This window comes from Rahnella sp. PAMC25559, from assembly GCF_050632365.1.
GTDB classification, from domain to species: Bacteria; Pseudomonadota; Gammaproteobacteria; order Enterobacterales; family Enterobacteriaceae; genus Rahnella; species Rahnella rivi.
This window is the reverse complement of the sequence record NZ_CP192544.1, coordinates 489,708-511,360: the sequence shown is the minus strand read 5'-3', so window position 1 is coordinate 511,360 and position 21,653 is coordinate 489,708. Positions and strand designations below refer to the sequence as shown.

General features: G+C 53.8%; 19 protein-coding genes and 1 pseudogene. 4 read left to right on the top strand and 16 right to left on the bottom strand.

Translation table 11 applies throughout. The annotated features are described in order from the left end of the window. Positions 1–139 precede the first annotated feature (139 nt). The 10 genes from ACQZQY_RS24605 to ACQZQY_RS24560 form a co-directional block, all read right to left on the bottom strand. Positions 140–571 carry an OsmC family protein gene (locus ACQZQY_RS24605; protein WP_122096795.1) on the bottom strand — a complete coding sequence of 144 codons (432 nt, stop codon included), beginning with the start codon at positions 569–571 and terminating at the stop codon, positions 140–142. Positions 572–927: 356 nt separating this feature from the next. Beyond that, entirely contained in the window at positions 928–1,176 is a 249-nt protein-coding gene (locus ACQZQY_RS24600; protein ID WP_056779932.1) for a hypothetical protein, read from the bottom strand. 181 nt (positions 1,177–1,357) lie between these two features. Further along, positions 1,358–2,569 carry an MFS transporter gene (locus tag ACQZQY_RS24595; RefSeq protein WP_431297461.1) on the bottom strand — a complete coding sequence of 404 codons (1,212 nt, stop codon included), beginning with the start codon at positions 2,567–2,569 and terminating at the stop codon, positions 1,358–1,360. Positions 2,570–2,846: 277 nt separating this feature from the next. Further along, complete coding sequence (locus ACQZQY_RS24590; protein ID WP_431297517.1) at positions 2,847–4,649, bottom strand: dipeptide ABC transporter ATP-binding protein; 1,803 nt, start codon at positions 4,647–4,649, stop codon at positions 2,847–2,849. Positions 4,650–4,651: 2 nt separating this feature from the next. After that, complete coding sequence (locus ACQZQY_RS24585; RefSeq protein WP_414072226.1) at positions 4,652–5,569, bottom strand: ABC transporter permease; 918 nt, start codon at positions 5,567–5,569, stop codon at positions 4,652–4,654. Further along, positions 5,569–6,543, bottom strand: coding sequence for an ABC transporter permease (locus tag ACQZQY_RS24580; RefSeq protein ID WP_056779924.1), 975 nt, complete (start codon positions 6,541–6,543; stop codon positions 5,569–5,571). The genes ACQZQY_RS24585 and ACQZQY_RS24580 overlap by 1 nt, the downstream gene beginning before the upstream one ends. Next, the gene (locus tag ACQZQY_RS24575) at positions 6,540–7,502 is read right to left on the bottom strand and encodes a nucleoside hydrolase (RefSeq protein ID WP_431297460.1); all 963 of its coding nucleotides are present in this window, start codon (positions 7,500–7,502) and stop codon (positions 6,540–6,542) included. Before ACQZQY_RS24575 ends, ACQZQY_RS24580 begins: the two co-directional genes overlap by 4 nt. A gap of 4 nt (positions 7,503–7,506) precedes the next feature. Continuing rightward, positions 7,507–8,457 (bottom strand): nucleoside hydrolase, encoded by a 951-nt coding sequence (locus ACQZQY_RS24570; protein WP_431297459.1) that lies wholly within the window; start codon positions 8,455–8,457, stop codon positions 7,507–7,509. Continuing rightward, positions 8,454–9,338: a dihydrodipicolinate synthase family protein gene (locus tag ACQZQY_RS24565; RefSeq protein ID WP_431297458.1), complete on the bottom strand. Its 885-nt coding sequence runs from the start codon at positions 9,336–9,338 to the stop codon at positions 8,454–8,456. The genes ACQZQY_RS24570 and ACQZQY_RS24565 overlap by 4 nt, the downstream gene beginning before the upstream one ends. 80 nt (positions 9,339–9,418) lie before the next feature. Next, the gene (locus ACQZQY_RS24560; RefSeq protein ID WP_183849486.1) at positions 9,419–10,984 is read right to left on the bottom strand and encodes an ABC transporter substrate-binding protein; all 1,566 of its coding nucleotides are present in this window, start codon (positions 10,982–10,984) and stop codon (positions 9,419–9,421) included. A 141-nt stretch (positions 10,985–11,125) separates the two neighbouring features. Between ACQZQY_RS24560 and ACQZQY_RS24555 the strand changes: the two genes are divergently transcribed. The 4 genes from ACQZQY_RS24555 to ACQZQY_RS24540 all read left to right on the top strand — a co-directional run bounded on the left by ACQZQY_RS24555 (position 11,126) and on the right by ACQZQY_RS24540 (position 16,752). Beyond that, the gene (locus tag ACQZQY_RS24555) at positions 11,126–12,013 is read left to right on the top strand and encodes a LysR family transcriptional regulator (protein ID WP_431297457.1); all 888 of its coding nucleotides are present in this window, start codon (positions 11,126–11,128) and stop codon (positions 12,011–12,013) included. A 379-nt stretch (positions 12,014–12,392) separates the two neighbouring features. Continuing rightward, on the top strand, positions 12,393–14,867 hold the full coding sequence (locus ACQZQY_RS24550; RefSeq protein WP_421671236.1) for a membrane-bound PQQ-dependent dehydrogenase, glucose/quinate/shikimate family: 2,475 nt from the start codon (positions 12,393–12,395) through the stop codon (positions 14,865–14,867). 190 nt (positions 14,868–15,057) lie between these two features. Further along, complete coding sequence (locus tag ACQZQY_RS24545; protein ID WP_056779902.1) at positions 15,058–15,729, top strand: HAD family hydrolase; 672 nt, start codon at positions 15,058–15,060, stop codon at positions 15,727–15,729. Between the two features lie 351 nt (positions 15,730–16,080). Next, positions 16,081–16,752, top strand: coding sequence for an oligogalacturonate-specific porin KdgM family protein (locus ACQZQY_RS24540; RefSeq protein WP_122096802.1), 672 nt, complete (start codon positions 16,081–16,083; stop codon positions 16,750–16,752). A 206-nt stretch (positions 16,753–16,958) separates the two neighbouring features. Here the strand turns inward: ACQZQY_RS24540 and ACQZQY_RS24535 are convergent, their stop codons facing one another. The 6 genes and pseudogenes from ACQZQY_RS24535 to ACQZQY_RS24510 all read right to left on the bottom strand — a co-directional run bounded on the left by ACQZQY_RS24535 (position 16,959) and on the right by ACQZQY_RS24510 (position 21,639). Then, positions 16,959–17,495, bottom strand: a complete 537-nt coding sequence (locus tag ACQZQY_RS24535; RefSeq protein ID WP_431297456.1) for a GNAT family N-acetyltransferase — start codon at positions 17,493–17,495, stop codon at positions 16,959–16,961. Beyond that, positions 17,476–17,787, bottom strand: coding sequence for a DUF1778 domain-containing protein (locus ACQZQY_RS24530; RefSeq protein WP_390976463.1), 312 nt, complete (start codon positions 17,785–17,787; stop codon positions 17,476–17,478). The genes ACQZQY_RS24535 and ACQZQY_RS24530 overlap by 20 nt, the downstream gene beginning before the upstream one ends. A 161-nt stretch (positions 17,788–17,948) precedes the next feature. After that, positions 17,949–19,203: pseudogene (locus tag ACQZQY_RS24525) on the bottom strand (VWA domain-containing protein). A 107-nt stretch (positions 19,204–19,310) separates the two neighbouring features. Further along, positions 19,311–19,886, bottom strand: coding sequence for a TerD family protein (locus tag ACQZQY_RS24520; protein WP_056779888.1), 576 nt, complete (start codon positions 19,884–19,886; stop codon positions 19,311–19,313). Between the two features lie 80 nt (positions 19,887–19,966). After that, entirely contained in the window at positions 19,967–20,545 is a 579-nt protein-coding gene (locus tag ACQZQY_RS24515; protein ID WP_056779886.1) for a TerD family protein, read from the bottom strand. Between the two features lie 50 nt (positions 20,546–20,595). After that, positions 20,596–21,639, bottom strand: coding sequence for a TerC/Alx family metal homeostasis membrane protein (locus ACQZQY_RS24510; protein WP_056779884.1), 1,044 nt, complete (start codon positions 21,637–21,639; stop codon positions 20,596–20,598). Positions 21,640–21,653 lie beyond the last annotated feature (14 nt).

Below are 21,653 nucleotides of genomic sequence, written 5' to 3'. Positions count from 1 at the left end.
GAATGATTGAGTTAAGGCAGGCAGGGATTTTTTGTCAAATGGCAGGACAGAAGGATGACAAATTTGGGATCAGAAACACAAAAGCCATGCAAAATTCGCATGGCTCATTGTTCTGAGAAAAAGAATCAGAATTTGACGATCAATTTTCCAGCTTGTACGTCAGAGTGATTTCCGCGTTAAGCACTTTGGAAACCGGGCAACCGGCTTTCGCCGCTTTGATAATTTCGTCGAATTTGTCTTTATCAATGCCGGGCAGTTTGACCGTGCTGTCGAGCGCGATCTTAGTGATGGCGAAACCGCCATCGACTTTATCAAGAGAAACATCTGCCACGGTATCAATGCTTTCAGGGACATGCCCTGCTTCGCCGAGCATCAATGACAGCGCCATTGAGAAACAGGCGGAATGTGCCGCGCCGAGCAATTCTTCCGGGTTAGTCCCCGGTTTACCCTCGAAGCGGGTGTTGAATCCGTAAGGCTGGTCTTTCAGAGCACCGCTTTCAGAAGAGATATAACCTTTTCCGTGTTTGATGTCGCCTTCCCAATGCGCCTGTCCTTTCTTATGAATGGTCATGTATTCCTCCGGTTTTTTTAACATTCACCTTAAGTATAGACGCTGATGCTCATCCCGCAACGATGCCGCCCTTCTCAGGCACTGATGGTTTATTACTCAGTAACAAAAAATCTTATTTAAATACAATTCTGGGATCATATGATCACAGGATTCATGATCCGAAATAGACCCAGATTGGGAACAAAGGGTTTATTTAAAGAATATTCTTATTCGACTTTATGTTTGTGGTGGCAGGTCTGTGTATGAAAACAGATGAAGAATTCGCCTTCGGGACAGGGGAGAACAAATAGAAAAAAGGGCCGGTGGATCTGTCCAGGCCCTTTTAACATTCGTGCAAGATTACAACATTCGCCAGATTAATGTATGTCCAGTTCCACAGCCCACTCGGAAACCATGTCACGGGAAATATAATTTACCTCGCAATTACAACCTGTTGAAGAAAAAGTTAAATACCCAATACACGGGAAAGACTCTGGGTGCAATTCGGTCAGTACCTCTTTAATCTCACCATCACTCATTAACGGGGATACCGTTGCCTTTGACAGCTGAAAGTAGTTGTCGAACATCCATGTAATATAGTCCGTCTCGTTTTTCAGCACTTTCATTTAACATCCTCCTGTCCTTTCACTCCGATTATAAAAAAGTAGCAGGCGACTGCAATTGTGGCGAATAATAAATCATTAAAATTGCCAATTGTCTATTTTATATCAAATTTCCCCGCCGCAGAGGGCGTGGGGAATAAGGGGAAAGTGCTTATGTGGAGAGATTTCCTGATGACTGACGCGATTATCTCTTCCCACCCTGCACGTTTACCGGCTGCGGACGTGACAGATAAATGGTGATCGCCGCCAGCAAGGTCAGCACTCCACCGAGCAGGAATGCGCTGCTGACACCGGCGTTATCCGCCAGTACGCCGCCAAACAGTGCCCCCAGCGCCAGCGATGTCTGGAACACACAAACCAGCAGTGCTGACCCGGTTTCAAACAGCGCGGGCGATGCCTGATACGTCCAGATATTCAGACATACCGGCAATGCCCCGAACGCCAGGCCCCAGAGGATCACCAGCGCACTGGCCAGCACCAGCGGAAGATGAAATGTTGACAGCACCAGCACCGACAGGCTGAGTAACAACATGTTGAGCATAAACGCCCGTTTCACACCGAATTCCCGCACGGTGAATTCCGACGCCAGCGTACCGATAAGCCCCGCAATACCGTATCCCATCAGCAAGAGAGAAATACTGCTGGCGGAGAGGTGCAAATCAAAACGCAGCCAGGGTTCAAGATAGGTATAGGCCGCGAAATGCCCGCCCGCCATAAAGACGCCGATAATCAGCGCGTAGCGGATACCCGGCACTTTGGTCACGCCCAGCATGGCGCGCAGACCAATCGACTGCTGCGCCGGAAGGGACGGCAGCGCTATCCATTGCAGGATAAAAATCACCAGCGCCATGACCGCATTAAGCGTGAACGCCATTCTCCAGCCGAACAGATCGCCGATAAAGGCGCCGGCGGGCACGCCGGCCACCGTACCGACCGCCACGCCTGCGGTGATCAGCGAAATCGCCCGCGCACCCTGCTCTTCCGGCACCAGACGCCGCCCGGAGGGGATGGCAAAAGACCAGAATCCCCCGACACCGACGCCGAGAATAATGCGTCCGATCAGCAAAACGTTAAACGATTCCGCCATCACCGCAATGCCGTTGGCGAGGATCACCGTGGCAGAGAGCAGAAGCAGGAGCCTGCGGCGATCCATACGTTTGGCAAACAACATAATCAGCGGAGCAGAAATCGCCGCAACCAGCTCCGGCAACATCACCGCCAGCCCGGCATGACCTTCGGTCACGCCCAGCGAACGGGCGATCGGCGAAAGCAGGCCGATCGGCAGAAATTCGGTATTAACCAGCACGAATGTGCCGCAGGCGAGAGAAAATACCGCCAGCCATCGGCGGAAAGCAGAAGTCTGTGGCCGGGTGTCCAGCGATGCGCACTCAGTCATTATTATTATCCTTAGCAGGTGAATTAACGGGTGTTCGGCTGCCATAAAACGTGATCACCATCACGCGGTCAAGATTTTTGCTCAGGATCGAAAAGTTATAACCCATAGCGAAATACACTAAGCCAGTCCCCGCCTGCGATGCGGCTTACAGAGGGATCGGAGCTGACACATTTGCAGGGCACATACAGATCCCCCGATCAGGAAATCCCTCCACATATAAGTATGTTGTAACTAAGTGGGTGAATTAAAGCGTTGAGCGAAAAGACGGGCGAGAAAATCAGGAAATTTGGACGAAATGGCCGTTGCTGACTTCGCGATAATGGCGGGCAGGCGGCTGATAGGTGGCCGGGCGCAACGGGCTGGCGAGTTCATCCGGGATCACAGTGCGTTTGCGGTGAACAGTGGGATCAGGAACCGGCACGGCAGCCAGCAATTTGCGGGTGTAAGGATGTTGCGGATTGTCGAAAATATCGGCGCGGGAGCCGATTTCCACAATTTCGCCCAGATACATCACGGCGACACGGTGGCTGATGCGTTCTACGACCGCCATATCGTGGGAAATGAACAGATACGCCAGCCCGAGCTGCTGCTGGAGATCAAGCATCAGATTGATCACCTGCGCTTTGACGGAAACGTCCAGCGCAGAAACGGCTTCGTCGGCAATAATGAGTTTAGGTTCCAGCGCCAGCGCGCGGGCGATGCAGATCCGCTGACGCTGACCGCCGGAAAACTGATGCGGGAATCGCGTCGCCATGCTGCTCTGCAGGCCGACCTGCTCCAGCAACTGCGCCACGCGGATTTTCGCACCGGCATTATCGTGCAGCCCGAGGCTGACCATCGGTTCGGCAATGGCCTGGCCGATACGCATTCGAGGATTCAGGCTTTCGTAAGGATCCTGAAAAATCATCTGTGCCTGAGTGCGGATATCCGCAAGCTGGCCGCGGTCAGCGCGGCGGATATCCTGCCCGGAGATCAGCACCTCCCCGGACGTCGCTTCGGTCAGTCGTAAAATCGTACGCCCGGTAGTGGATTTGCCGCAGCCGGATTCCCCCACCAGCGACAGCGTTTCACCCGATTGCAGGCTGAAAGAGAGATCTTCAACCGCATGAACGCGCGAGGAAACCCGGCGCAAAAAACCGGATTTCACATCAAAGCGCGTCACGAGGTTTTTGACCTCGAGCACCGGCTGGCCGGCACGCAGCGTATTGACGGAATCTGCCACCGGCTGCGGTTCGCCGGTGTGCAGATCGCGCAGCGGAAAACGCTGCGGCAGGGCAATGCCGGTCATCGCGCCGAGACGCGGCACCGCTGCCAGCAGCGCCTGGGTATAGGCATGGCGCGGACGGTGAAAAATCTCCCGCGTGGTCGCCTGCTCAACGGATTCGCCCCGGTGCATCACCAGCGTACGGTCGGCCACTTCGGCCACCACGCCCATATCGTGGGTGATGAACAGCACCGACATCCCCTCTTCTTCCTGCAAAGATTTGATGAGCGCGAGGATCTGCGCCTGAATAGTGACATCCAGCGCGGTGGTCGGTTCGTCGGCAATCAGTAAACGTGGATTACACGCCAGCGCAATGGCGATCACCACACGCTGGCGCATACCGCCGGAAAAACTGAGCGGATATTCATTCAGCCGCGACGCGGCGGCGGGAATGCGGACTTTTTCCAGCAGGCGAACCGCCTCGGCGCGGGCGGTGGCGTCGTCCATCCCACGGTGGCGTTTCAGCACTTCGGTAATTTGCACACCAATTTTGAGCACCGGATTCAGGCTGGTCATCGGCTCCTGAAAGATCATGCCGATACGGTTGCCGCGAATGCTCTGCATCTGCCGCGGGTTCAGGGTCAGTAAATCCTGGCCGTCGAACAGGACGCTGCCCGAATAGCGGGTATGCCTCGGGTCCAGCAGTTGCATGATCGACATGGCGGTGACGCTTTTACCGGAGCCGGATTCGCCCACCAGCGCCAGCGTTTCTTTTGCGCCAAGCGTGAACGACAGGTCACGCACCACATTCAGCCATTCGCCCTCCACAGAAAACGCGGTATTGAGCTTTTCGACCTGTAACACCGGATCGCGCATCATCAATCCTTATTCCTGGGGTTGAGGATGTCACGCAGCGCGTCACCGACTAAGTTGATTGCGACAATCAGCACCAGCAATGTGACGCCCGGAAAGACGCTTATCCAGTAGTCGCCGGACATCAGGTAATCGAAACCGTTGGCGATCAGTAACCCCAGCGACGGTTCGGTCACCGGCAACCCGATGCCGAGAAACGACAGCGTGGCCTCAAGCATGATGGCGTAGGCGATACGCATGGTGGCGACCACTATCAGCGGCGGCAAACAGTTGGGGAAAATGTGGCGCAGAAGAATGCGCGGAGTTGACAACGCCATGCTGCGCGCGGCGTCCACGTAGCTGCGGCGGCGTTCGAGCAGCGCCGAACCGCGCACCGTGCGGGCGTAGTACGCCCATTGCGTGACCACCAGCGCCAGGATGATTTTGTCCACGCCCTGCCCGAGCACGGCCAGCAGGATAAGCGCGATCAGGATCGGCGGAAAACTCAGCTGGATATCCACAATACGCATGATCAGCGCGTCTGTTTTGCCGCCAGCCCAGGCGCTGGTCATGCCGAGGATTGCGCCAATGGTCAGCGCAATCACCGCGCTGCATACGCCCACCAGCAGGCTGGTGCGCATGCCGTAAAGAATGGCGCTGAATAAATCACGGCCCTGATCGTCGGTGCCCAGCCAGTAAACCAGGCCACTCAGGCTGGCCGAACCCGGCTTAAGGCGGCCATCCATGATGTCGAGCTGCGATAAATCGTACGGATTTTGCGGGGAAATCCAGGGGGCCAGCACAGAGAGCAGCACCGCGATGCCCAGAATAATCAGGCCGCACAGCGAGAATTTGTTACGCAGCAGCGCGGTGAGCGTGTTGTAAAACGCCGTGTGCGGTGTCTGCGTGGCGGCAGTGCGGGAGTGAACGGAATCCGGTGGCATCACGCCTCTCCTCCCAGCCGCACGCGCGGATCGACCAGCACATACAGCACGTCGACCAGCAGATTGATCAGGCTGAACATCACCACGGTAATCATCAGATACGCCAGGATCACCGGGCGATCCAGCACGGCGATGGAATCAATGATCAGCTTGCCCATGCCCGGCCAGGCGTAAATGGTTTCGGTGACGACCGCAAAGGCGATAAGCGAACCGAGCTCAAGGCCGATCACGGTAATCAGCGGGATCAGGGTATTTTTCAGAACGTGAACCAGCACGATGCGGCTTTCAGATAACCCTTTGGCGCGGGCAAACCGGATGAAATCTTGTTGCAGGCATTCGAGCACACCGGCGCGGGTCAGCCGGATAATCAGCGAGATTTTAAACAGCGCCAGATTGAAGGCCGGAAGGATCAGATGCGCCAGTCCGTCAGCGGTGAAAAGACTGACGGGGACGCCGAAAACGTCCACCGTTTCGCCACGCCCGGAGGCAGGCAGCACGCCGAGTTTGACACTGAACAGCATGATCATCATCAGCCCGATCCAAAACGTCGGCAGGCTGAAGCCAAAAATGGAGACGGTCATGATGGTTTTCGACAGCCAGCCCTCGGGGCGTAAACCGGCATAGACGCCAAGCGGAATGCCGATCACCAGCGCCAGCACGAAGGCCACCAGCGCCAGTTCAAGCGTGGCGGGCATGCGCTGGAAAATCAGGTGTAACGCGGGCTGGTTGTAAATAAAGGAGTTGCCCATATCGCCGTGCAGGGCGTTCATCACGAACAGGCCGTATTGTTCCCACACCGGTTTATCGAGGCCGAAAGACTGGATCACGTCAAGGCGTTCGGCCGGCGTCGCACTGGTGCTGAGCAACAGATCCACCGGATTGCCCACCAGATACACGCCACCAAATACCAGCAGCGACATCACGAACAGCGTCAGCAGCGTTTGTCCGAAACGTCCCAGCAGGTACCGGCTCATGCGCGCGCGTCGTCTTGCTGTGCGCCGTAGCGGGAAAAAACGCGCCGCATCAGGCTGAAGAAGCCGTATTCATCGACGTTCTGCATCACCATTGCGTTCGGCGGCGTCGCCAGTTTGTGCCAGAAATCGGCGTAGGTGTAACCGGCGGTTTTGCCGGACACCGCCACGCCGACGCGGGCATTCTGGCCGGAGAATAGCCCCGGTTGCAGCAGCCAGGCGATGGTGGTCGCATCATGCACCGGGCCGCCTTCGCGACCAAAACGGCTGAGATCGCTGCGGTCAAAGGCGCCCAGCAGTGCCGCGACAGAGGCTCCCGGCAGGCCGCCGTCCTGACGAATTGCCTCGATGTCATCCGCACCGATCAGCGCCTGAAAAGTCATATCCAGCGGCATGATCACGAGCGGAACGCCGCTGTTAAACACTTTTTCCGCCGCGTGGGGATCGGCGTACACATTGAATTCGGCCCAGGGCACGCGGTGCCCCAATGCCGTAAAGGCACAACTCATGGTGACGATGTGCCTGATGCCACGCGCCACGTCCGGATGCATTCCCAGCGCCAGCGCCAGGTTGGTCATCGGCCCGATGGCGCATACCGTGACAGGGTCGTTGTCCTGCGCCGCCTGTCTGAGGGTGCGCACCAGAAAATCCACCGCGTGTTCTTTCTGCGGTTGCAGTTCGCTGTCCGGCACCAGCTCGTCGCTGAAGGCACCGATATGCGCGTATTTTCCGTAAACCTGCTCGCGCACCAGCGGACCGGGCGCACCGGCAAAGACCGGCGTGTCGGTTTTGCCCGACAGCGCGACGATTTTACAGGCGTTGCGCACGGTATCTTTCAGCGCCACGTTGCCCGCCACCACGGTGATGCCCAACACATCAAGCTCCGGTGACGCCAGTGCCAGCCACAGTGCAATGGCGTCATCCACCCCGGGATCGGTATCAATAATGATGCGCTGTCTCATAAGATCAGTTCCCGGCATAGCGTGATAACAGTTCATAAAACAGGGTGAAGACTTTTGCAGTGTCCACACGCGTGACGATATCGACATTGGCAGTCTGTCCGGATTTGCCGTACCAGTCGGCCACGGTTTGCCCCAGACAAAGTTCGCTGTCGTACTCAACAAACACCCGCGCTTTCTCGGTGCCAAACAACTCCGGCGCCAGCACGTAAGCGATCACCAGCGGATCGTGCAATGGCCCGCCACGCGAGCCGTAACGGCGCACGTCATTGCGATCCCAGAACGCCATCAGCTCACTCAGCGGCGCGGAAATCCGCCCTGAGATTTTGATAAATTTCGCCACATGTTCCGGCGTAAGGATCACCTGATGGGTGGCATCGAGCGGCAGCACCGTGATGCGAAGATCGCTGGAAAACACGATGTGCGCGGCATGGGGATCGGCCAGCATGTTGAATTCAGACGTCATGGTGCGGTTACCGGCTTCCCGGTACGCGCCGCCCATCAGCACCACCCGGCCAATACCGGCAGCAATGTCGGGTTTCATGCGCAGCGCCGTTGCCAGATTGGTCAGCGGCCCCAGCACGCACAGCGTCAGCGGCTGATTATCGTCGATCGCCTGCTGGCAACGGTTTATCAGGAAGTTAACGGCGTTAAGTTTTTCGGGCGTTTTTTGCGGCGCGGGAAACGCGGTGTTGCCCAGACCGTTTTCGCCATGGAACTGGCCGTGGATCGGCTCACGGAACATCGGCTCATGGCAACCGGCAAACACCGGGATATCGGTACGCTGACCGAGTTCAGTGATTTGCAGCGCATTACGCAATGTATTGGCTAAAGGCTGATTACCGCACACGGCGCAGATGCCGAGAATATTGAGCTGTGGCGCAACAAACGCGCTGAGCAGCGCAATGGCGTCGTCGATACCAGGATCGCAATCAATAATGACAGGCAGCGTTTTCACAGGGCACCTACGGAACGTAAGACTTCAGCGATTTCCTGACGCGCAGCGGCATCGAGGGGAACCTGTGGCGGCAGCGGATCGCCCACGGCAAATCCCTGCAACTGCAACGCCGCTTTGATGCATCCGGCGATGGAGTATTTGGCGAAGATTTCATTGATGCGCCACAAAGGGCGCTGTAACGCCATGGCCTGAGCCCAGTCGCCCTGCTTTGCCGCTTCGTACAGCGCCAGGCTTTGCTTTGGTACGATGCAGGCCGGACCGGCCATCCAGCCGACGCCACCAATCATCATCACGCACACCGGGATGTGTGCCGACGCAGCAAACACCTGCATCCGCCCCTGCGTGCGTTCGATGATCGACAGCAACCGGCCGGTATTGGTCGAGGCATCTTTAATATAGTTGATATTCTCCACGTGACTCAGGCGCTCAATGACCGGCAGGCTGAGGTCGGCGCGCTGAAACTGTGGATTGGTGTACAGCACGACCGGCAGTTGACCTGCGGCAGCCGCGATGGCACGGAAATAGTCCTCGACGCCCTGATCGGGCACCGGGAAATAGGCTTCAAGAATAGCCAGAATACCGTCGACACCCAGAGCGACATAACGAGCGGTTTGCGCTATGGCGTCCTGAATGGTGGTGGCTGCGACACCGGCAATCACCGGAACGCGGCCTCGAGCGGCGTGGACAACCGTTTCGACCATCGCGGTGCGCTGTTCTGCACTGAGATAGGCGAATTCACCTGTACTGCCCAGCGGCGTCAGACCCTGCACGCCACTGGCAATCAGGTGTTCAACCAGTGCGGTTAACACCGGTTTGTCTATCTGGCCACCGTCAGTAACGGGGGAAACCAGATAGGGAAATACACCGCTAAAAGAAGTCATAGCTTCTCTCTCTTTTCTTAGAACAACCCTGGTGATGGCGCTCTATTCCCGCGTGGGTTCGGTATGTGCTTTGCGCTTACTTACTGTTTCTCATGCACAAAGTACGGCAACGTGTAGCCGTCGGAACGGCCAACGTAGGTATAAGGTGTTTTCATCGCCCAGGTGTAGGAGAGGAACAGCAGCGGGATGGTGCCCTGATCCTTCATCGCTATCTCTGTGGCGTGTTGTAACAGTGTTTCGCGTTTGGCGTCGTCGAGGGTCGAACGCGCCTGCGCCAGCGTTTTATCAAATTCAGGGTTCGAGTAACGCCCGCGGTTGCCCTGCCCGCCATTCGGCCCGAAGGTTTCCAGCAACGGTCCCAGCACGCCGGAGGCTTCACCGGTTTCAATCGCCGCGCCGCCCATGATCAGGCTGAAATCGCGTTTTGAAGCCCGTGAGAAATAGACGCTGCCGGGCATGGTCACCACGTCGGTTTTAATGCCAACGCGGGTGAACATCTGGCCGAGGGCCTGAGCAATTTTCGAATCGTTAGGATAACGGTCGTTCGACGCATGGAAGGTCAGCGTAAAGCCGTTCGGATAACCGGCCTGCGCCAGCAACTGTTTGGCTTTGGCCGGATCGTATTCCGGTGCGCCAATCGACGGCGTGTAGCCGAAGTAACCTTTTGGCACCAGCTGCGAAGCCGGAACGCCCTGGCCGTCCATGATCCTGTCCACGATGGCCTGACGGTTTATCGCCAGCGACATCGCCTCACGCACTTCACGCTTTTTCAGCGGATTGCTGCCATCCGGGCCTTTGGCGAACGGCGAATCGTCACGATCCTGATCCGGGTGTAAATAGAGAATACGGTTACCCGCGACGGATTCCATGTGCAGACCGGCCTGTTTCGCCAGGTTGCTGCCATCTGCCGTCGGGACACTTTCAATCACATCGACGTCGCCGGAACGGATCGCCGCAACGCGCGCGCTGGGGTTTTTAAACACACGCAGGGTCACGTTGTCCCACTGCGCTTTTCCGCCCCAATACTGGTCGTTACGCGCCAGCACCACGTTGTCATCCGGCGTCCAGCTGACAAATTTGAAAGGTCCGGTGCCGATCACCTCTTTCCCTTCGTTAAGGGTTTGTGACGGAACGTTTTCAAGCCGTGCCGGTAAAATAGCCACACGGCTTAAATTGTTGAGTAACAGAGGCGTTGGCGCTTTGGTGATAATTCTGACCGTTAGCGGGTTCACTTCAACGACGTCAGCGATGTCATTGACGTAAGGCGTGTAGGCGCTCGGGCTATTTTTCGAAGCCAGCGGCACACGTTTGATGCTGGCGATCACGTCTTTCGCGGTGAAATCGCTGCCGTCGTGGAATTTCACACCGGGACGCAGGGCAAATTCCCAGGTGGTGTCGTTAATGACTTTCCACGAGACCGCCAGCGCAGGCGTAATATGTTGTTTTTCGTCCTGATTGACCAGACCGTCGAAAATGTTACGCGCCATGGCGCTGTTCGCACCGCCCACGTAAAACTGCGGATCCATTGACGTCGTTGAAGCGGCAAGACCGATTTTAAGATCGGCAGCCTGTACAAAAGAGGCGTGTAATACAAAAGGCGTGGCCAGTGCTGAGGAAAGCACTCCTGCCAGAACGGACTTCTTCATTCATTTAACCCTTAATTATTTTAGATTTTCAGGCAATGTGTGTCAGATCGTAAACCGGAGTCTAGGGGGTGGACATCTGAATTGAAAATTGTATTTTGTGTTACATCCATAAACAAATGTTATGGATCATGAGGACATATTATGAAAATTAATCCCCGACAGGTAGAAGCTTTTCACAAAGTGATCCTCACCGGCAGCATTACGGCAGCAGCAAACATGATGAACATTACCCAGCCGGCGGTCAGCAGGCTGATACGTGATTTCGAATATGCGGTGGATTTGAAGCTTTTCGATCGCGACGGACGCGGGCTGATCCCGCGCGACGACGCCATTAAGCTGTACCGTGAAGTGGAGCGTTTGTATCTCGGCCTTGAACATATTTCACGCATTGCCGATGAAATCCGCCATTCCAAAGGCAGCGTTCTGCGCATCGGCACGGTGGCGGCGTTGTCTGCGCTGTGCGTTGAGCATATTTTGCCGCCGCTCATTGAAACCATTGACGATATCTCGCTGTTTCTGGATATCGAAAGCACCACGCACATCATGGATGTGGTCACCAGCAATCAGTACGACGTCGGCTTTGTTTTTGGCAAACCCGATGTAAAAGGGCTGGAAGCAGAGATGCTGGCGCGGGCGAATGCCGTTGCCGTGATGTCGCCGCGCCATCCGCTGGCAAAGCAGGATGTGGTGACCGCGAAGGATCTGACGCTGTACCGCCCCATTATTCCGGGCCGTAAAACCCCGCTGCGGGAACAGCTGGATCAGGTGATGAGCCGTCAGGATATATATATGAACAATCCTATCGAAACGTCGCTGAACAATTGCTGCATCATGGCGGGGAATAATCTGGGTGTCGGCGTGGTGGATTTCATCACAGCCCGCAGCCACAGGTGCAATCTGGTGATCAAACCTTTCACTCCGGACATCAGCATCGCCTATCTGGCCGTGTTCCCGCCGCAAATTCCGAAAAGCCGTCTGATAGAACAGATCACCAAAGAAATGAAGACGTTAATCGAAGGCTATTTGTAAAACGCCCCATCAGGTTCGCCCGTTTCGTACCAGCGAGTTCAAAATAGTCTGTTTCAGTTTTATGACCCTAAATGATTGGACACTTGGTGCGATCGGTTAGATGAAAAATGTATATTAATCTCAATAAACATTTAAATAATGAATAACACACTTTATTTTATTCTTTAAAATCAACGCGTAAAATTTCCCTGCATAAATAATAATCTCTTCTATAATAATTTACCTAATTTCAAACTCTTCGTTACACATTCACAACCCGGATGGGAAGTATTACTATTTGCGCGAAATTGTTCTATTTGGTTCATTTAATAACGGGTGCTCACCACGTGTTACCCGCTTTTCATCAACAGTTTTCTAAAACCATGCAGTGAGATAAATCATGCCAACAACAAATAGCAAGTGGACCTGGCTCCTCTGGCTGCTGAGTGCACTGATGCTGGTCATCGGCCTGACACTCGGCATCGGTGGCGCGTATCTGGCCACATTGGGAGGAAGCGTTTACTTCCTGCTGATGGGTCTGGCGCTCATCGTTTCCGCCGTTTTGATTTTCAAAGGTAAGCCTTCAGGTGCGTGGCTTTATGCCGTGGCCTTTGTGCTTTCTGTTATCTGGGCCGTCTGGGACGCGGGCTTCACGTTCTGGCCGCTGTTCTCCCGCCTGTTCACCTTCGGCGTTCTGGCCTTCCTGGTGGCACTGGCCTACCCGCTGCTGAAAGCACGCGCGGGGCTGGTGGCGCGTAAAGGACCAAGCTTCTCGCTGGCAGGTGTGGTAGCCGTTGCGCTGATTGCCGCTTTCGCCAACACCTTCGTCCCGACGCCAATCATCAGCGCCGAAAACGACCAGGCACCGGTAAAACCGGTGGCTCCGGGTGCTGAACAGAAAAACTGGGAAAGCTGGGGTAACACGACTGCCGGTGACCGTTTCGCTGCATTGGATCAGATCAACAAGACCAACGTAGACAAGCTTCAGGTCGCGTGGATTGCCCACACCGGCGATATTCCACAGAGCAATGGCTCCGGCGCGGAAGATCAGAACACTCCGTTGCAGATCGGCGACAAACTGTTTGTCTGTACCGCCTACAGCAAAGTGATTGCCCTGAACGTCGACGACGGTAAAAAGCTGTGGTCTTACGATTCCAACTCCACCGCGCCTAACTGGCAGCGTTGTCGTGGCCTGGGTTATTACGAGAATGCTTCTGCACCGGCGGCACCTGCGGCACAACCCGTCGCGGAGTCAACGGCGACAGCCAGCACCTCAACGGCTGCCGAAGCCACTTCCTCTGCCAGCTCTGCGCCTCACTCACCGGCTGCAACCGGCGGTACGGTCAGCGGCACCTGCGAACGTCGTCTGTTCCTGCCAACCATCGATGCGCGTCTGATCGCCATCAACGCTGACACCGGCAAGCCTTGTGCTGATTTCGGTGACAACGGCGTGGTGGATTTGAAAGTCGGTATGGGTGAAGTCAAACCGGGTTACTACCAGCAAACCTCCACTCCGCTGGTTGCGGGGAACGTGGTGGTGGTCGGTGGTCGCGTGGCGGATAACTTCTCCACCGGCGAGCCTCCGGGCGTAGTGCGTGCATTCGATGTTCACACCGGCGCACTGGCATGGGCATGGGATCCGGGTAATCCGAACATCACCAAACTGCCACCGGAAGGTCAGACTTACACCCGTGGTACACCGAACGTCTGGTCGGCCATGTCATACGATCCGAAACTGGGTCTGATTTACATGCCAACCGGTAACGCCACGCCAGACTTCTTTGGCGGCACACGTACCGCGCTTGACGACAAATACAGTTCTTCAGTGGTCGCGGTTGACGTTGCTACCGGTAAAGTTCGCTGGACCTTCCAGACCACGCATCATGATCTGTGGGACTTTGACCTGCCGTCTCAGCCGTTGCTGTATGACTTGCCGGACGACAAAGGTGGCAGCACGCCAGTTCTGGTGCAGACCTCCAAACAAGGCATGATCTTCATGCTGAACCGCGAAACCGGTGAGCCGGTCGCGAAAGTCGAAAACCGCGAAGTCCCGCAGGGCAACGTCCCTGGCGAACGCTACTCCAAAACACAGCCTTTCTCTGTCGGGATGCCAAACATCGGCAACCAGACGCTGAAAGAGTCTGATATGTGGGGCGCCACGCCGATGGACCAGTTGCTGTGCCGCATCGAATTTAAAGGCATGCGTCACGAAGGTGTGTACACGCCTCCGGGCCTCGATCGTTCCCTGCAATTCCCAGGCTCTCTGGGCGGCATGAACTGGGGCAGCGTGTCGGTTGATCCGAACAACGCCATCATGTTTGTGAATGATATGCGTCTGGGTCTGGCGAACTACATGGTTCCGCGTGCCAAAGTGCCAACCGGCGCAAGCGGTATTGAGATGGGTATGGTGCCGATGGACGGTACGCCGTTCGGCGCAGTGCGTGAGCGTTTCCTGTCTCCGCTGGGCATTCCTTGCCAGAAACCTCCGTTTGGTACCATGTCTGCGGTTAACCTGAAAACCGGTAAAATCGTCTGGCAGGTGCCGGTCGGTACGGTGAAAGACACCGGCCCGCTGGGCATCAAAATGCGCATGCCAATGGAAGTCGGTATGCCAACGCTGGGCGCCAGCCTGTCAACGCAATCCGGCCTGCTGTTCTTCGCCGGTACGCAGGATTTCTATCTGCGTGCGTTCGATACCGCAAACGGTAAAGAGATCTGGAAATCTCGTCTGCCGGTCGGCAGCCAGTCTGGCCCGATGAGCTATGTTTCACCGAAAACCGGTAAACAATACATCATCATCAGCGCCGGTGGCGCACGTCAGTCGGCAGAACGTGGCGACTACGTGATTGCCTATGCATTGCCTGATGCGAAGTAAATTTTAAGTTCAGGTCAGCACTAAAAAGACCCCGCCCGCCGATGTAAACCGGCGGGCTTTTTTTCGTCTGCGACTTAACAAAGCAGCAGACAACAATGATCAACAGGCCTAAACCGATTACACTAATGCCAGAGATGATTGATGTTGTCCCCCTGATCCCGGCGGGCACAACCGAAGGAGCAATTGAACGATGGTTAGCGATGTAATTAATGTTGGCGATTCCCTGTCTGTGTTTGATTTTGACGGCACGCTGACAAAGCACGACAGTTTCGTGCCCTTCCTGCGCTTTGCCTTTGGTAAACGCGTTTTCGCCCGTCGCCTGGTACGCCTGGTATTGCCTACCCTGAAATGCATGGGCCGCAGGCTGACACGCGATGAACTGAAGGAAGTGCTGATCCACACATTTATGACCGGCGTTGAGGCTAAATGGGTGGAAGAGAAGGCAGAAGAATTTTGTGAGCGTTACTGGAAGCGTCTGATGCGCCCTTCCGGCCTGATTGCAGTGGCTACTCAGGTAAATTCCGGTGCCATTGTGACGATTTGCTCGGCTTCACCGGCGATGGTGCTTAAACCTTTCGCAGAGCGTCTGGGCATTCGCCTGATCGGCACGAATTTAGAAGTGAAAGACGGCGTACTGACGGGACGCATCAGCGGCCATAACTGCCGCTGCGGCCAGAAGGTCGAGCGACTCGAAGCGGAGTACGGCCCGCTTTCCTCATACCATCTGCGCGCCTGGGGCGACACGCGCGGCGACTATGAAATGCTGGCTGCCGCGCAGGAACCTTACTGGCGACATTTCCACGGTTCATGGGCGAAACGCAATCCGCCCATTGCGCGGATTAAACAACTGCGCAGTAAGTAAGCTGAGTTAACGGGAAGGTGTGCCAGCTCTGCCGCCTTCTCGTTGATATTTCATTTCCGGCCAGTTTGTTTTCCCGCTTGTCATTCCTGTTTCATTGCCTTGATGATAATGACAAAAATTTTCATCAAGTGGCAGCCAAATCAAGAACACCCCTTTTTATTTCACACTTCCGATATATTTATCACCGCCTGAATGTAATCCAAAAATCCCGCCAATTTGAATACTTGTGATGAATATTCAATTTTATTAAAAAACCAATTTAAAATATTGAAACAGCTTTTCATTAAGCATAACTTCGTGTTCAGCCTTAAGCACCCCTCTTAGTTAATTATTATTAAAAATGGGTTTAACATGAAAAAATACCTTTTGCTTTCATTCTCTCTGGCCGTCACCAATGCACATGCCGTCTATATGGATGTACGTCATGAATATCTTGATGACAGTAAAGCCAACTACGATCGTGTTTATATCTCTAACCGGTTTAGTAATGGCTTTGGATTTGCAGTTGAAGCCATTTCAAAATCCGGAGGAGATGACACGAACAAAGCGTTTAACGATCTCGAAGTACAGGGCAATGAATATACGGTGAATTACCAGTTCAGCAGTGGCCCTGTCGCCTGGCAGCCCGGTTTTGTACTGGAAACAGGCAGCGGCTATTCCACCTATAAACCCTATTTACGCTCAACCTGGACGATTAATGAATCATGGTGGCTGGGTGCCCGATATCGTTTCGAGTATACGCGGCGCTCATCCGACTCCCGTGAAGACGATACGGTAAATCGTATGGATGTCTGGGCGGGATATAAATGGAATAACTTTGACTGGACGCTGGAGGGTATTTATAAAAAAGCCGATAAGTATGACCTCTATAATAACAGCAAATACAACTATGAATACAATTTCAGAACCGCTTATATTATTGGCGCATGGTCCCCTTTTGTTGAAGTCGGGAATGTTTCAGTTCGAAGTAACAGTGATGAAAGACAAACCCGCTTTCGTGTAGGTTTGGGTTATACGTTCTAAATCGTTGTGAATAATTTATCGAACTTTCTGTATATTCCTGAAAATAAATACGTGGAAAATGAGAAACTCCGCACTGATATTTTTTAATTAAAACTGCGAAAGCGCTGAGGAAATTAAAAAACTCAGCGCTAATAAGACGGTGTTCTGCCTGGGCTGACTCTGGCAAAAGGGTCAAAAAAAGATATCCGATACCCTTACCGTTAAAATTACGCTGCGAGGATGTGCTGAATTCCCAGAAACATGGGTATTGCGCCAAAGGCATTTGGGGGTGCAGTAAGTTCGGCAAAACCTAATCGCGTGTAGAAATTGACGGCGTTAGGATCGGCATCCAGATAAACGCCTTTGATCGGTAAGGCTTCATGAATAATTTTAATATGCTGAAAGAATTCGTAGAGCAAATCCTGCCCGTAACCTTTGTTTTGTTCTTTTTTGGCGATGCCAAGCATATTAAGCCGTACAACCCCGATGTCATTAGGCAGTGATCCCGCAACGGCTCCGGCCAATTTCGCCCGCTCAAGAGAGTATGCAGAAAACGTACACACCCCAAGCAACTCACCTGTCTGGGTATCTATCAGTGCTTTTGCTGCGCCGTTTCCGTCTCTGACGCTTTTCTTGAGTGAATTGCGAACGTATGCATTCAGTACAATATTGCCGCAGTCAAAATGCTTGTTACCTGGATAGGAAATATCAGACTGGTAGCTGCAAACCATAAGGCCATCATGTTCATTCTTTAGGTTTGCCATCTTTCTTTCTCCGCATTAATGCCTGTAGTGCCAACGTTGGTGCTGCAGGTTCAGCGAGAAGCTCATTGAGCTGCTGCCAACCCTGCGTTGTCAGTTCCCTTCGACGCTGATTATCCAATACGCTCTCAGCACGTTCTATGGCTGCATTTAGGATAAATGCACTTAAATCCAGCCCTGCGGCGGCGGCTGCTTCACGCAGCATATCTTTGAGGTCCGGGCTGGTTTTTAATTCAACTCTGGCGGTTTTGATGTTTCGACCCTCTGCAGGGAATGTCGCGACTTTTGACATAATGACCTCTTTTCATGGTACGGCTGATAGCCGTATACTGATAATCTATCCGCATCCACTGCCCGCGTCAATCGGATACGGTTCACAGCCGTATCCTATAAAGAGGTTTAACGGGGGCTGAGGATATCGTTTCTGTGCAACAGCCCGCCCTCAGGACACCGCATTTACCGCATAATCCGTTCTTTTCGTGCGGCTACGGTCCAGTCCTTAAACTCTTCAAGTAACAAGTCATAGAGACGTTCATCACTCATAGTGGCGAAATCGTCGATCGCGAAAAAATGCGTGTTGTCGATACGACGGTCCGTGAAGGTGTCCAGTTGCTCGAGGATGCCATAGCCGCTGCCACCAAGACCCAAAAACTTCCAGAAAATCGGGTAGTTCGCTGAGCGGCGAATGGCTTCTTTAATTGCTCTGGTTTTACTGATGCCACCATCCGTAATGAAAACAACGTACACGGGCAAATCACTGTGCTTAAAAGTATCGATAATCTCTTCAAGCACGGGTGGTTCATTATTGATACCGCCCAATCCTGGCAAATTCTCCCACCGCCCGCGCCTTGCTGAGTTCTGGATATCAGCGACATAGCCATCAAGATTATCCAGTGTTACATCTTTGTATTTGCGGTGTTTTTCGGCAAATCCCCACATATCCATGTCGCCATCATCATCAAACTGGACGGCGAGAACCGCGATGCGATCCAGCACAGCCTGCACGTTACCTTTTTTGAACTCGCCGGTCATAGAACCGGAGGCATCCAGTACGAAAGCCACTTTAGCTTTCACTGACTGGAGGTTATGTTTGGCCAGACTGACCGTGACGGTTTTTGCCAGACTGATAAGGCGCGGCGCTTTTTCCTGTATCCGTTTTTCAAGACTGACGGTCGTTGACGTCTGTGCTGGTGCTGGCGCCGGGGATGGCGAGGTCACATCCACGCCGAAATGAACTGCCAGCGGTTCCAGCCCCCCGTTGAACCCCTGCCCTGATGCCCTGAGTTTCCAGTTACCGTTGTGCCGATAGACTTCGGTCACAATAAGCGCTTTTTCACTCCGCCCGGCGAGAGGAATGTCGAACGTCGCCACACCTTCCGCATTCATCTGGATCCGTTGCAGACCTGAGACGGAATCCGGGCCGTCAATCACCAGTGTGAGAGCAATTTTGACGATGTCAGCATCAACCTTTCTCAGATCCAGCGAAAACTGGCTGCTTCCAGCAGAAGAAGTGAGGCTCAGGCTGCCATTTGGCGCAGAGGGCTGATTGAAAAAAATGAAATCTGCATCTCCTCTGACCTTATTTTTGCGCCGACAACATAAAGGCTGAAGCATCGATTTCACTGCGAAAGGCGGCTGTTCCGGGGTACGAAAGAGTGATACGGAGGAGAGGCTGGTTTAACGCGATGTTCTGTCCGGATTGCAATTCCATTTTGGCTATCCTGTTTAAGGGGAAACACCGGCTCTTCAGGCCGCGTTTCCTGCAGATACAAAAAAGCCCCGATGGAAACCAACGGGGCTGTCAGAATTATGCGTGATTTAGATGTTCACGCCATGCTGAGAGGCCAGTGCAGACAGGCCGCCTGCGAAGCCCTGACCGACGGCTTTAAATTTCCACTCAACGTTGTGACGGTAAAGTTCGCCGAACACCATTGCCGTTTCGGTGGACGCATCTTCAGACAGGTCGAAACGGGCGATTTCAGTGCCGTTATCGTTGTTGAATACGCGCATGAAGCTGTTGCTGACCATACCGAAGTTCTGTTTACGCGCTTCTGCGTCATAAATAGTCACGGCGAATACCAGCTTTTTCACTTCGGCCGGGATTTTAGACAGGTCGATTTTAACCTGCTCGTCATCGCCTTCGCCTTCGCCAGTACGGTTGTCGCCCATGTGAGTCACGGAACCACAGGTGCTGGTTTTGTTGTTGAAGAAGATGAAGCTCGCATCGGAAATAACTTTACCGTCATCACCGACCATGAACACAGAAGCGTCGAGGTCAAACTCAGCGCCATCAGTTACGCGTGCATCCCAGCCGAGGCCGACCATAGCCACATTCATGGTTGGGGCTTCTTTAGTTAAGGATACGTTGCCGCCTTTAATCAGAGAAACTGCCATTTAAAACTCCTGTAATAAGTCATGTTCATTACAGCAGGCAACAGTATGTCGCCTGCCGGGTTTCAAAAAATCGTGTGAAATTACGATGCGTTGATGCCGTACTGTGCGCATACGGAGCTCAGGCCGCCTGCATAACCCTGACCCACCGCGCGGAATTTCCACTCGGTGTTATGGCGATACAGTTCCCCGAACAGCATGGCCGTTTCGGTTGACGCATCTTCTGTCAGGTCGTAACGCGCGACTTCCTGTTGGTTGTCGTCATTCACTAAACGAATGAATGCGCCAGACACCTGACCGAAGCTTTGACGACGTGTAGTAGCGTCATGGATGGTCACCACAAAGACGATTTTATCAACGTCAGCCGGGATCTGATCCAGTTTGATTTTCAGGGCTTCATCATCGCCATCGCCTTCACCGGTACGGTTGTCGCCGGTATGCAGCACAGAACCGTCGGTGGATTTCAGGTTGTTGTAGAAAATGAAGTCGGTATCGCCGCGCACTTTGCCGGCGCTGGTCAGCAGGAACGCTGAGGCATCAAGGTCGAAATCCTGGCCGTCGGTTGAGCGGGCATCCCAACCCAAACCGATCAGCACATTTTTCATTGTCGGTGCCTCTTTGCTTAAAGAAACATTGCCGCCTTTAGAGAGAGAAACGCCCATAATTATATCCTCAATTGTTAACGTTTATTTTCAAGGGGGAAGGCAAGGGCTTAGCCCTGCTTGCCTTCCTCAGCATCCGATTTGCCCGGGAACAGTACGCTGACGATGATACCCACAGCCAGTACGCCCAGAACAACAAACAGACTTGCGTTAGCAGAAATATTGTAACCGTGATGCCACAGGTGGTCGGTGGCGTTCAGACCCAGTTTCACACCGATGAAGAACAGCAGCACGATAACCGCTTTCTCAAGGTGTGCCAGGTACTGTTTCATGGCTTCCAGCACGAAGTACATGGTACGCAGGCCGAGGATCGCAAACATCATGGCGCTGTAAACAATCAGCGGTTCACGGCTCACTGCGATAACCGCAGGCACGGAGTCAAACGCGAACATCACGTCGGACAATTCCACCACGGCCAGACACAGCATCAGCGGCGTGGCATAAAGTGCAGCTTTACCTACACGGCCCACTTTGATGTCTTTGTTTTCAGGTTTCGCCAGTTCAGCGTCCACTTCTTTCTGGCTTAACAGGAAGGAATGTCCTTTCAGTTTCGGCCAGATTGGGAAGAAGCGTTTTACCATACGGTAAGCAATGTGCTGAGAATAGTCTTCGATCTCGTCATCATCACCGCCGCTTTTGAGCATCATGACTGCCGTCCACAACACCACCAGCGCAAAGACGATTTCGACCCAAGGCCCCAGCGTTAACAGGCTCGACCCGATGGCAACGAAGATGCCGCGGAAAACAATCGCCCCGATAACGCCCCAATAGAGGACGCGGTGACGCAGATTATCCGGTACGGCAAACCACGAGAAGATAGCCATCATGACAAACAGGTTATCAACTGACAGGACTTTCTCCAGCGCATAACCGGTAATAAACAGGCTCGCCACTTCAGAACCGTGATGAATGTAGAGGAAACCGGCAAAAGCCATCGCCACAACGATCCAGAAGACCGTCCAGAGCGAAGCACTTTTCAGCGAAATCGGCTTGTCATGACGATGCATGAACAGGTCGACAGCAATCGCCCCAATAGCCAGAACAACAAATACCGTGACGGTTTCAGCCGGGAAACCGATATGCGTGGATACCATAAATAGCCCTTAAG

Bases quoted from the DNA above. Each gene is read 5' to 3' on its own strand.
- ACQZQY_RS24605 (WP_122096795.1), bottom strand. From the start codon at position 571: ATGACCATTCATAAGAAAGGACAGGCGCATTGGGAAGGCGACATCAAA.
- ACQZQY_RS24600 (WP_056779932.1), bottom strand. From the start codon at position 1,176: ATGAAAGTGCTGAAAAACGAGACGGACTATATTACATGGATGTTCGAC.
- ACQZQY_RS24595 (WP_431297461.1), bottom strand. From the start codon at position 2,569: ATGACTGAGTGCGCATCGCTGGACACCCGGCCACAGACTTCTGCTTTC.
- ACQZQY_RS24590 (WP_431297517.1), bottom strand. From the start codon at position 4,649: ATGCGCGATCCGGTGTTACAGGTCGAAAAGCTCAATACCGCGTTTTCT.
- ACQZQY_RS24585 (WP_414072226.1), bottom strand. From the start codon at position 5,569: ATGCCACCGGATTCCGTTCACTCCCGCACTGCCGCCACGCAGACACCG.
- ACQZQY_RS24580 (WP_056779924.1), bottom strand. From the start codon at position 6,543: ATGAGCCGGTACCTGCTGGGACGTTTCGGACAAACGCTGCTGACGCTG.
- ACQZQY_RS24575 (WP_431297460.1), bottom strand. From the start codon at position 7,502: ATGAGACAGCGCATCATTATTGATACCGATCCCGGGGTGGATGACGCC.
- ACQZQY_RS24565 (WP_431297458.1), bottom strand. From the start codon at position 9,338: ATGACTTCTTTTAGCGGTGTATTTCCCTATCTGGTTTCCCCCGTTACT.
- ACQZQY_RS24560 (WP_183849486.1), bottom strand. From the start codon at position 10,984: ATGAAGAAGTCCGTTCTGGCAGGAGTGCTTTCCTCAGCACTGGCCACG.
- ACQZQY_RS24555 (WP_431297457.1), top strand. From the start codon at position 11,126: ATGAAAATTAATCCCCGACAGGTAGAAGCTTTTCACAAAGTGATCCTC.
- ACQZQY_RS24550 (WP_421671236.1), top strand. From the start codon at position 12,393: ATGCCAACAACAAATAGCAAGTGGACCTGGCTCCTCTGGCTGCTGAGT.
- ACQZQY_RS24545 (WP_056779902.1), top strand. From the start codon at position 15,058: ATGGTTAGCGATGTAATTAATGTTGGCGATTCCCTGTCTGTGTTTGAT.
- ACQZQY_RS24540 (WP_122096802.1), top strand. From the start codon at position 16,081: ATGAAAAAATACCTTTTGCTTTCATTCTCTCTGGCCGTCACCAATGCA.
- ACQZQY_RS24535 (WP_431297456.1), bottom strand. From the start codon at position 17,495: ATGGCAAACCTAAAGAATGAACATGATGGCCTTATGGTTTGCAGCTAC.
- ACQZQY_RS24520 (WP_056779888.1), bottom strand. From the start codon at position 19,886: ATGGCAGTTTCTCTGATTAAAGGCGGCAACGTATCCTTAACTAAAGAA.
- ACQZQY_RS24515 (WP_056779886.1), bottom strand. From the start codon at position 20,545: ATGGGCGTTTCTCTCTCTAAAGGCGGCAATGTTTCTTTAAGCAAAGAG.
- ACQZQY_RS24510 (WP_056779884.1), bottom strand. From the start codon at position 21,639: ATGGTATCCACGCATATCGGTTTCCCGGCTGAAACCGTCACGGTATTT.